This window comes from Mycobacterium sp. 1245852.3 (assembly GCF_001669335.1).
Classification (GTDB): Bacteria; Actinomycetota; Actinomycetes; order Mycobacteriales; family Mycobacteriaceae; genus Mycobacterium; species Mycobacterium europaeum_A.
This window is the reverse complement of record NZ_LZLL01000464.1, coordinates 19,026-30,151: the sequence shown is the minus strand read 5'-3', so window position 1 is coordinate 30,151 and position 11,126 is coordinate 19,026. Positions and strand designations below refer to the sequence as shown.

The 11,126-nt window shown below is 66.9% G+C and carries 5 protein-coding genes; all 5 read right to left on the bottom strand.

The window, feature by feature from the left end:
• Positions 1-697 (bottom strand): crotonase/enoyl-CoA hydratase family protein (locus tag A9W96_RS20645; RefSeq protein WP_067142612.1); only part of this gene is annotated, 697 nt, incomplete at its 3' end.
• Positions 698-770: 73 nt separating this feature from the next.
• Complete coding sequence (locus A9W96_RS20640) at positions 771-2,399, bottom strand: acyl-CoA dehydrogenase family protein (protein ID WP_067142603.1); 1,629 nt, start codon at positions 2,397-2,399, stop codon at positions 771-773.
• A gap of 51 nt (positions 2,400-2,450) precedes the next feature.
• On the bottom strand, positions 2,451-3,206 hold the full coding sequence (locus tag A9W96_RS20635; protein ID WP_066869279.1) for a deoxyribonuclease IV: 756 nt from the start codon (positions 3,204-3,206) through the stop codon (positions 2,451-2,453).
• Positions 3,207-3,365: 159 nt separating this feature from the next.
• Positions 3,366-7,316: a DNA-directed RNA polymerase subunit beta' gene (locus tag A9W96_RS20630; RefSeq protein WP_066869269.1), complete on the bottom strand. Its 3,951-nt coding sequence runs from the start codon at positions 7,314-7,316 to the stop codon at positions 3,366-3,368.
• A gap of 59 nt (positions 7,317-7,375) precedes the next feature.
• Positions 7,376-10,897, bottom strand: coding sequence for a DNA-directed RNA polymerase subunit beta (locus tag A9W96_RS20625; RefSeq protein ID WP_156749086.1), 3,522 nt, complete (start codon positions 10,895-10,897; stop codon positions 7,376-7,378).
• Positions 10,898-11,126 lie beyond the last annotated feature (229 nt).

The window sequence follows — 11,126 nt, the reverse complement described above, 5'->3', positions numbered from 1 at the left end:
CGACCAACCGCTCGGTGCGCTCGTCGAGGTCGGCCGGTTCCGGCGCCTCCACCGCCCAGCCCCACTCGGCGGCCTGCGCGCCGGTGATGCAATCACCGGTGAACAACAGCCTTTTCGCGCGGGCGTCGCCGAGCCGGTGTGCCCACAGGCCGGCCGCCGGAACGCCCCACACCCGGGTCGGCGGGTAGCCGATCTTGGCGTCGGCGGCGGCGATCACCTGATCGGCGTGCAGTGCGATATCTGTGCCGCCGGCCACGCAGTAGCCGTGGATCTTGACCACCGTCGGCTTGTCGGCGTGCATCAGGCTGGAGAAGCCCCGCACGAAGCGGCTCATCATCTGGTAGTCGATCATCGGGTCCCACGGCTGATCCGCTAAATGGTTGACCGCCTGGGTCTTTCCGTCCAGCACGGTGCCCTGGTACGCGCCGGTGCCGCCGGCCGAGCCGGTGCGATCGGCATAGGCGCTCAGGTCGAAGCCCGCGCAGAAGCCCTCACCGCGGCCGGACACCAGGATGACGTGGACGTCAGGGTCGAGATCGGCACGCTCCACCAAAGCCGAGAGCTCCAGCGGGGTGTCGGCGACGATCGCGTTGCCCTTGTCCGGCCGGTTGAACGTGATGCGGGCAACCCGGTCGGTGACCTCGTAGGTCATCGTTTTGAGGTTGTCGAAGTCGACCGGTCTGATCGCGTGGGTCAATGGCGCCACTCCTCCTCGTTGGCGCCGCTCATGCGGCGCGTGGTCGGGCCGCCGGCGCAGGTCATATTGTGGCTCAGCCCTTTACCAGCGCCCGCTCCAGGATCGGTGCGAGGTCGAGCCCGTCGGGCATGGTGCCGAACGCGCCACCCCACTGTCGGTCGAGCCGGGTCGTCAGGAAGGCCTCGGCGACGGCGGGGTGGCCGTGGCGCACCAGCAGCGAGCCCTGCAGCGCCAGGCAGATGTCTTCGGCGACCTTGCGGCCGCGGTAGGCGATGGTCTCCAGGTCGGCCAGCTGATCGCGCAGCCGCGCGACGTGGGCGGCCAGGCGCGGGTCCTGGCCCGCGCCGTCGGCGAGCTCGTCGAAGAGCACCTCGACGCATTCGGGACGAGTGGCCATGGCGCGCAACGTGTCCAGCGCGCTGACGTTGCCCGAGCCCTCCCAGATGCCCATCAGCGGGGCCTCCCGGTACAGCCGCGGCATGCCGGAGTCCTCGACATAGCCGTTGCCGCCCAGGCATTCCAGCGCCTCGGCGGCGTGCGGGGTGGAGCGCTTGCACACCCAGTACTTGCTGGCCGCCAGGCCGATCCGGCGCAGCAGCGCCTCGCGCTGGTCGCCACGCACGGCCCTGTCGGTCGCCCCGGCCATCCGCATCGCGACCATGGTCGCCGCCTCCGCCTCCACGGCCAGGTCAGCCAATACGTTACGCATCAGCGGCTGGTCAATCAGGTAGGCGCCGAACGCCTTTCGGTGCTGGGCGTGGTAGATCGCGCGGGTCAGACCGGTGCGCATGCTGGTGGCGCTGCCCAGCGTGCAGTCCAGCCGGGTCAGGTTGACCATCTCGATGATGGTGGGCACCCCGCGCCCTTCCTCCCCCACCAGCCACGCGATCGCGCCGTCGTATTCGACTTCGCTGGACGCGTTGGCGTGGTTGCCGAGCTTGTCCTTGAGCCGCTGCAAAAACATCCGGTTGCGGGTGCCGTCGGGCAACACCCGCGGCAGCAGAAAGCACGACAGCCCGCCCGGTGCCTGCGCGAGCACCAGGAAGATGTCGCACATCGGCGCCGAGGTGAACCACTTGTGACCGGTCAGGCGGTAGGTGCCGTCAGCGTTGGGGATCGCCTGGGTGGTGCCGGCGCGCACGTCGGAGCCACCCTGTTTCTCCGTCATCGACATGCCCGCGGTGATACCCGGCTTGGTGGTGGCCAGCCGGAGCTCGGGGTCGTATTCGCGGCTGGTCAGCAGCGGCTCGTACACCCTAGCCAGCTCGGGGTTGAAGCGCAGCGCGGGAACGACGGCGTACGTCATCGAGATCGGGCAGACGTGGCCCGGCTCGACCGTCCACACCGACGTCTTGGCGGCGCGGACCACGTGCGCGCCCGGCCGCTCGTCGGCCCAGGGCGCGGCGTGCATGCCGTGGGCGATCGCCGCGCGCATCAGTTCGTGGTAGGCGGGGTCGTATTCGACCTCGTCGATGCGGTGGCCGTTGCGGTCGTGGGTGTGCAGGACGGGCCGATTGCGGTCGGCGAGCTCGCCCCACCGCTGCGCCTGGTGGGTGGCCGACAGCGCCCCAACCTCGTTCACCTCGTCCAGGCCCCACTGGCCGCCCTCGCGGATCAGGGCCTCGATGAGCACGGCGGAACTGGCGGGGTTGTGGTTCTCCAGGGGCGGGACCTGGTTGGTGACGACATGCGTATCCGACATGCCACCAATGTTACATTTTCCCGACAGCTGCACAAGAGGTGTAACAGCGGGTTAGTCCTTGACGTTCTCCCGCAGGAAGGCGATGTCGTCCTTGCGGCCCTCGTCCGCGGTTTCGCAGATCACCGGTGCGCCGGCGGCCTCGACGACCGCGACGAGCAGCTGCGGGTCGATCTGGCCGGTGCCGAAGTTGGCGTGCCGGTCGGCACCGGAGCCGGCCGCGTCCCTCGAGTCGTTGCAGTGCACCAGGTCGATGCGTCCGGTCAGCGACTTGATCCTGTCGACTGCGTCGATCAGGGCCTCCCCGGCGGCCCAGGCGTGGCAGGTGTCCAGGCAGAAGCCAATTCCCTTGTCGCCGATGTGATCCCACAGCCGGCCGATGGTGTCGAAATAGCGGGCCATCGCGTGGTCACCGCCGGCGGTGTTCTCCAGGTACACCTGCACGTCTGATTCCAGGTAGTCCAGCGCTTTGACCCACCGCTGGAAGCCGGCTTCCATGTCGTCGTCGTCGGCGTGGCCGCCATGCACGATGACCGCCGTCGCGTCGATCTGCGCGGCCGCGTCGCAGGTGTCCTGCAGGATCTTGCGCGACGGGATCCGGATGCGGTTGTTCGCCGACGCGACGTTGATGAGGTACGGCGCATGGACGTACAGCGGGACGGTCGACGCTTTGAGCGCCTCGGCGTCCTCGCGGGGCTTGGGTTTTTTCCAGCTCTGCGGGTTGCCGAGGAAGAACTGCACGACGTCGGCTCCGTCGGCCTGCGCGGCGGCCAGCGGGTCGTCGTTGCGGACGTGTGAACCGATGAGCACGGGGACAGTCTAGTGAGGGGTAGTGACGCGAGCGCAGGCCGACCGCGAACGTGAAGGTAGTTGCACGCTCGGCGTCGAGGGTGAAGTTAACTTCACGTTCGGCAATGCGACGCAACGAAAAAGCCCCGGGGCGAACCCCGGGGCTTTTTTCGTTGTCGACTAGCGGTAGTCGCTGTAGCCGTAGTCGTCCAGCGGCACCGCGGCACCGGTGGCCTGGCCGAAGTCCGGGCTGTAGTACTGATCCTCGTAGGACGGGATCGTGTACGCGGCGGCCCGGGCCTCCTCGGTCGGCTGCACCTGGATGTTGCGGTACCGGTTGATACCGGTACCGGCCGGGATCAGCTTTCCGATGATCACGTTCTCCTTCAGACCGTTGAGCTTGTCGCTGCGGCAGTTGATCGCCGCATCGGTCAGCACTCGCGTGGTCTCCTGGAACGACGCCGCGGACAGCCACGAGTCGGTGGCCAGCGACGCCTTCGTGATACCCATCAGCACCGGACGCCCGGCCGCGGGCTCGCCGCCCTCGGCCACCACGCGGCGGTTCTCCGCCTCGAACTCCGCACGGTCGATCAGCGAGCCGGGCAGGAACTCCGTCGAGCCCGAGTCGATGATGGTGACGCGGCGCAGCATCTGGCGAACGATCACCTCGATGTGCTTGTCGTGGATCGACACACCCTGTGCGCGGTAGACCTCCTGGACCTCACGGACCAGGTGGATCTGCACCTCGCGGGGGCCCTGCACGCGCAGCACCTCGTGCGGGTCGGCCGAGCCTTCCATCAGCTGCTGGCCCACCTCGACGTGGTCGCCGTCGGAGAGCACCCGCTCGGAACCGTCCTCGTGCTTGAACACCCGCAGCCGCTGCCGCTTAGACAGCTTGTCGTACACGACCTCTTCGCTGCCGTCGTCGGGAACGATGGTGATCTTGTAGAAGCGCTCACCGTCCTCGAGACGGACCCGCCCGGTGACGTCGGCGATCGGCGCCTTGCCGCGCGGGATGCGCGCCTCGAACAGCTCCTGCACCCGGGGCAGACCGCCGGTGATGTCCTCACCGACACCACCCTGGTGGAAGGTACGCATGGTCAGCTGGGTACCGGGCTCACCGATGGATTGCGCCGCGACGATACCGACGGCCTCACCGATGTCGACCAGCTTGCCGGTCGCCATGGACCGCCCGTAGCAGGTGGCACACACGCCGGTTCCGGTGGTACACGTCAGCACCGAGCGCACCTTGACCGACGTGATGCCCGCGGCCAGCAGGGCGTCGATCTCCGGGTCACCCAGGTCCTCGCCACGCGGCACGACGACGTTGCCGGCCTCGTCGACCGCGTCGGCGCCCAAAGTCCGTGCGTACGCCGAGGTTTCGATGTACGGGTCACGGATCACGGTGCCGTCGGGCTGGCGCTCGGCCAGCTCGACGAGGATGCCCCGCTCGGTCTCGCAGTCGTGCTCGCGGACGATGACGTCCTGGCTCACGTCCACCAGACGACGCGTCAGGTACCCGGAGTCGGCGGTACGCAACGCGGTGTCCGCCAAGCCCTTTCGAGCACCGTGGGTGTTGATGAAGTACTCCAGCACGGTCAGGCCCTCACGGAACGAGGACTTGACCGGACGCGGGATGAACTCACCCTTCGGGTTGGTCACCAGACCCTTCATGCCGGCCAGCGTTCGCGTCTGGGTGAAGTTACCCGTGGCGCCCGAGTCGACGATCGTGATGATCGGGTTGTCGGCCGGGTAGTGCTCCCGCAGCGCCTGACCGACCTCGTCGGTGGCTTCCTTCCAGATCTCCACCAGCGCCTCGTTGCGCTCGTCGTGGTTCAAAGCACCACGCTGGAACTGCTTTTCGACCTTCTCGGCGCGCTCCTCGTACTGGTCGAGGATTTCCTTCTTGCGCGGCGGGACGAGCACGTCGGCCATCGAGACCGTGACACCGCTGCGGGTCGCCCAGTAGAACCCGGCGTCCTTGAGCTTGTCCACGGTCTGCGCGACCACGATCATCGGGTAGCGCTCGGCCAGATCGTTGATGATCGACGCCTGCACCTTCTTGTGCATCTGCTTGTTCACGAACGGATAGCCCACCGGCAGCAGCTCGTTGAACAGCACCCGGCCCAGGGTGGTCTCGGCTAACCAGGCATCGCCGGGCTGCCAGCCGTTGGCGCCGAACAGCTCGGCCTCGATCTCGGCCGGCGGACGCAACTGGGTCAGCCGCACCTTGATCTTGGCCCGCACCGACAGCACGCCACGGTCCGACGCCATGATCGCCTCGGCCGGCGAGGCGTACACCCCGACCTCGGGCTCATCCTTGGCGGCTGCCTTATATTCGCCCTTGTCCCCGTCGACTTCGGTGGTCAGGTAGTACAGACCGGTCACCATGTCCAGACGCGGCATGGCCAGCGGTCGGCCCGACGCGGGCGACAGGATGTTGTTACTCGACAGCATCAGGATGCGTGCCTCGGCCTGCGCCTCGGCGGACAGCGGCAGGTGCACCGCCATCTGGTCACCGTCGAAGTCGGCGTTGAACGCCTCACACACCAGCGGGTGCAGCTGAATTGCCTTGCCTTCCACCAGCATCGGCTCGAAGGCCTGGATACCCAGCCGGTGCAGGGTGGGCGCGCGGTTCAGCAGCACCGGGTGCTCGGCGATGACCTCTTCGAGGACATCCCACACCTGGGGACGCTGGCGCTCGACCATGCGCTTGGCGCTCTTGATGTTCTGCGCGTGGTTCAGGTCGACCAGTCGCTTCATCACGAACGGCTTGAACAGCTCCAGCGCCATCAGCTTGGGCAGACCGCACTGGTGCAGCTTGAGCTGCGGGCCGACCACGATGACCGAACGGCCCGAGTAGTCGACGCGCTTACCGAGCAGGTTCTGGCGGAACCGGCCCTGCTTACCCTTGAGCAGATCCGACAGCGACTTCAGCGGGCGGTTACCCGGCCCGGTGACCGGGCGGCCGCGGCGGCCGTTGTCGAACAGCGCGTCCACGGACTCCTGCAACATCCGCTTCTCGTTGTTGACGATGATCTCGGGGGCACCGAGGTCGATCAGCCTCTTGAGCCGGTTGTTCCGGTTGATCACCCGGCGGTACAGGTCGTTGAGGTCCGACGTGGCGAACCGGCCACCGTCGAGCTGCACCATCGGGCGCAGCTCCGGCGGGATCACCGGGACGGCGTCGAGCACCATGCCCATCGGGGAGTTGCCCGACTGCTGGAACGCGGCGACCACCTTGAGCCGCTTGAGGGCGCGAAGCTTCTTCTGCCCCTTGCCGTTCCGGATGACGTCACGCAGGATCTCGGCCTCGGCGTCGATGTCGAAGTTCTCGATCAGCTTCTGGATCGACTCCGCGCCCATGGCGCCGGTGAAGTACTCACCGAAGCGGTCGATCAGCTCGCGGTAGAGGTTCTCGTCGACGATCAGCTGCTTGGGGGCCAGCTTGGTGAAGGTCGTCCAGATCTCCTCGAGCCGGTCCAGCTCGCGCTGAGCACGGTCGCGCAGCTGACGCATCTCGCGCTCGCCGCCGTCGCGAACCTTGCGGCGTGCGTCGGCTTTCGCGCCCTCGGCCTCCAGCTCGGCCAGGTCGGCCTCGAGCTTCTGGGCGCGGGCCTCCAGGTCGGCGTCGCGCTGGTCCTCAATGGCCTTGCGCTCCACCAGCATTTCGGCCTCGAGGGTCGAGAGCTCGTTGTGGCGCATCTCCTCGTCGACCGAGGTGATGACGTAGGCGGCGAAGTAGATGATCTTCTCGAGATCCTTGGGCGCCAGGTCGAGCAGGTACCCCAGCCGCGACGGCACGCCCTTGAAGTACCAGATGTGCGTGACGGGAGCGGCCAGCTCGATGTGACCCATCCGCTCGCGACGCACCTTGGCGCGGGTCACCTCGACGCCGCAGCGCTCACAGATGATGCCCTTGAACCGGACCCGCTTGTACTTGCCGCAGTAGCACTCCCAGTCGCGAGTCGGTCCGAAGATCTTCTCGCAGAACAGGCCGTCCTTCTCCGGCTTCAGCGTGCGGTAGTTGATCGTCTCCGGCTTCTTGACCTCGCCGTAAGACCATTGCCTGATGTCCTCCGCGGTGGCCAGGCCGATACGGAGTTCATCGAAGAAGTTGACGTCGAGCACGTAACTCCCTTTCCCCTTGCGGGTTTAGTAACTGAAAAAACGCTTTGCGTGGGGTCAAGCTAGGCGAGATCCTCGACGGACGCGGATTCGTTGCGGGACAGGTTGATTCCCAGGTTCGCCGCTGCCCGCTCGAGGTCTTCGTCCTCGCCTTCGCGCAACTCGATCGCCGCACCGTCGGAGGAGAGCACCTCGACGTTGAGGCAGAGCGACTGCAGCTCCTTGAGCAACACCTTGAAGGACTCGGGGATACCCGGCTCCGGGATGTTCTCGCCCTTGACGATCGCCTCGTACACCTTGACCCGGCCGACGGTGTCGTCGGACTTGATGGTCAACAGCTCCTGCAGCGTGTACGCCGCGCCGTAGGCCTGCATGGCCCAGCACTCCATCTCACCGAAGCGCTGACCACCGAACTGCGCCTTACCACCCAGCGGCTGCTGCGTGATCATCGAGTACGGACCGGTGGAGCGGGCGTGGATCTTGTCGTCCACCAGGTGGTGCAGCTTCATGATGTACATGTAGCCAACGGTCACCGGGTACGGGAACGGCTCGCCGCTGCGGCCGTCGAACAGCACCGCCTTGCCGTCGCCGTCGACCATGACCTCGCCGTCGCGGTTGGGCAGCGTGCAGGACAGCATGCCCTGCAGCTCCTCCTCCTTGGCGCCGTCGAACACCGGCGTCGACACGATCTGGTCCGGCTGCGCGTGCCGCAGGTCCTCCGGCAGGTTCGCCGCCCAGTCGGGCGTGCCCTCGATGTTCCAGCCGGACTTGGCCACCCACCCGAGGTGGGTCTCCAAGATCTGGCCGATGTTCATCCGTCGCGGCACACCGTGGGTGTTCAGGATGATGTCGACCGGCGTGCCGTCCGGCAGGAACGGCATGTCCTCCTGCGGCAGGATCTTGCCGATGACGCCCTTGTTGCCGTGGCGTCCGGCGAGCTTGTCACCGTCGGAGATCTTGCGCTTCTGGGCCACGTAGACGCGCACCAGCTCGTTGACACCGGCCGGCAGCTCGTCGTCGTCCTCGCGGGAGAACACCCGGATGCCGATGACCTTGCCGGACTCGCCGTGCGGCACCTTCAGTGAGGTGTCGCGGACCTCGCGGGCCTTCTCGCCGAAGATCGCGCGCAGCAGCCGCTCCTCCGGGGTCAGCTCGGTCTCACCCTTCGGGGTGACCTTGCCGACCAGGATGTCGCCGTCGCGGACCTCGGCACCGATGCGCACGATGCCGCGCTCGTCCAGGTCGGCCAGCACCTCGTCGGAGACGTTCGGGATGTCCCGGGTGATCTCCTCGGCGCCCAGCTTGGTGTCGCGGGCGTCGATCTCGTGCTCCTCGATGTGGATCGAGGTGAGCACGTCCTCCTCAACCAGGCGGTTGGACAGGATGATCGCGTCCTCGTAGTTGTGGCCTTCCCACGGCATGATCGCCACGAGCAGGTTCTTGCCGAGCGCCATCTCGCCGTTCTCGGTGCACGGACCGTCGGCGATGACCTGACCGGCCTCGACCCGCTCACCGGCGTCGACGATCGGCGACTGGTTGGCGCAGGTGCCGTGGTTGGATCGCTCGAACTTGCGCATCCGGTAGGTGTGCCGGGTGCCGTCGTCGGCCATCACGGTGATGTAGTCGGCGGAGACCTCCTCGATCACGCCGGCCTTGTCGGCCACCACCACGTCGCCGGCGTCGATCGCCGCGCGCAACTCCATGCCGGTGCCCACCAGCGGCGCCTCGCTGCGCACCAGCGGAACCGCCTGGCGCTGCATGTTGGCACCCATCAGGGCGCGGTTGGCGTCGTCGTGCTCGAGGAACGGGATCATGGCCGTGGCCACCGACACCATCTGGCGCGGCGACACGTCCATGTAGTCCACCTCGGAGGACGGGACGTATTCGACCTCGCCCGCCTTGCGGCGGACCAGGACGCGCGACTCCTCGAACCGGCCCTTGTCGTCGATCGGCGAGTTGGCCTGCGCCACGACGTGGCGGTCCTCCTCGTCGGCGGTCAGGTAGTGGATCTCGTCGGAGACCACACCGTCGACCACCTTGCGGTACGGCGTCTCGATGAAGCCGAACGGGTTGACCCGGGCGTACACCGACAGCGAGCCGATCAGACCGATGTTCGGACCCTCCGGGGTCTCGATCGGGCACATGCGGCCGTAGTGCGACGGGTGGACGTCACGGACCTCCAGGCCGGCGCGCTCACGGGACAGACCGCCGGGGCCCAGCGCCGAGAGACGACGCTTGTGGGTCAGCCCGGACAGCGGGTTGTTCTGGTCCATGAACTGCGACAGCTGGCTGGTGCCGAAGAACTCCTTGATCGCGGCGACGACCGGCCGGATGTTGATCAGGGTCTGCGGCGTGATGGCCTCGACGTCCTGGGTGGTCATCCGCTCGCGCACGACGCGCTCCATCCGGGACATGCCGACCCGGATCTGGTTCTGGATCAGCTCGCCGACCGTGCGCAACCGCCGGTTGCCGAAGTGGTCGATGTCGTCGGTCTCCACCGGCACCTCGGTGCCGCCGGGGACAGTCATGACCGCGGGCTGGCCATCCGTACGGGCGTGGTGCAGGCGCACCAGGTACTCGATGGTGGCGACGACGTCTTCCTCGGTCAGCGTCGAGCTCGTGATCGGCTCGCCCACGTTCAGGCCGAGCTTCTTGTTGACCTTGTAACGGCCGACGCGGGCCAGGTCGTAGCGCTTCTCCTTGAAGAACAGGTTCTCCAGCAGGGTCTGCGCGGACTCCTTGGTCGGCGGCTCGCCCGGACGCAGCTTGCGGTAGATGTCCAGCAGCGCCTCGTCGGTGCCGGCGGTGTTGTCCTTCTCCAGCGTCGACATCATGATCTCGGAGAAGCCGAACCGCTCGGTGATCTGCTCGTTGGTCCAGCCCAGCGCCTTGAGCAGCACGGTGACGGGCTGGCGGCGCTTGCGGTCGATGCGGACGCCGACGGTGTCGCGCTTGTCGACGTCGAACTCCAGCCAGGCGCCCCGGCTGGGGATCACCTTGACGCTGTGCAGCAGCTTCTCGGTGGACTTGTCGATCGTCTCGTCGAAGTACACACCGGGCGAGCGGACCAGCTGGCTGACCACGACACGCTCGGTGCCGTTGATGATGAAGGTGCCCTTCTCGGTCATCATCGGGAAGTCACCCATGAACACCGTCTGGCTCTTGATCTCGCCGGTGTTGTTGTTGATGAACTCGGCCGTGACGAACAGCGGGGCCGCGTACGTCATGTCCTTGTCTTTGCACTCGTCGACCGGCGCCTTGACCTCGTCGAAACGCGGGTCGGAGAACGACAGCGACATCGAGCCGGAAAAGTCCTCGATCGGCGAGAGCTCGTAGAGCACCTCTTCCAGGCCGCCCACCGGAGTGACGTCGCCGCGGGCGGCGGCGGCCTCGCGCCACCGCGGCGCGCCGATCAACCACTCGAAGGAGTCGATCTGCACGTCAAGCAGGCCGGGAACCTCGAGCGGTTCGCGGAGCTTGGCGAAGGAAACTCGGTTGGGCGCTCCGGGCACGGAGCCGTTTGAGGAACTTCCGTTAGAGGAACTTTGTGGGCGATCCGTCTTGCTCTGGCGGAAATCTGCCAAGATGCATCCTTCCAGCACCTCGTGCGACTCACGAAGGCCGGGACCACCGGCCAGCTCGCCGCGAATTGTGTCGGTTCGGCCGGCGAACGAACTGTCCGGATCTCACGCGCAACTAGAACTAAGCCACGTAAGGGGGCTCAGGCTTAGACCACGGTGTCAGGTGGCGGGTGAGGTGGGCAGGAGGTAGCCAGCGCAACGTCCAACAATAGCGCAGGACCGCGCATTCCTC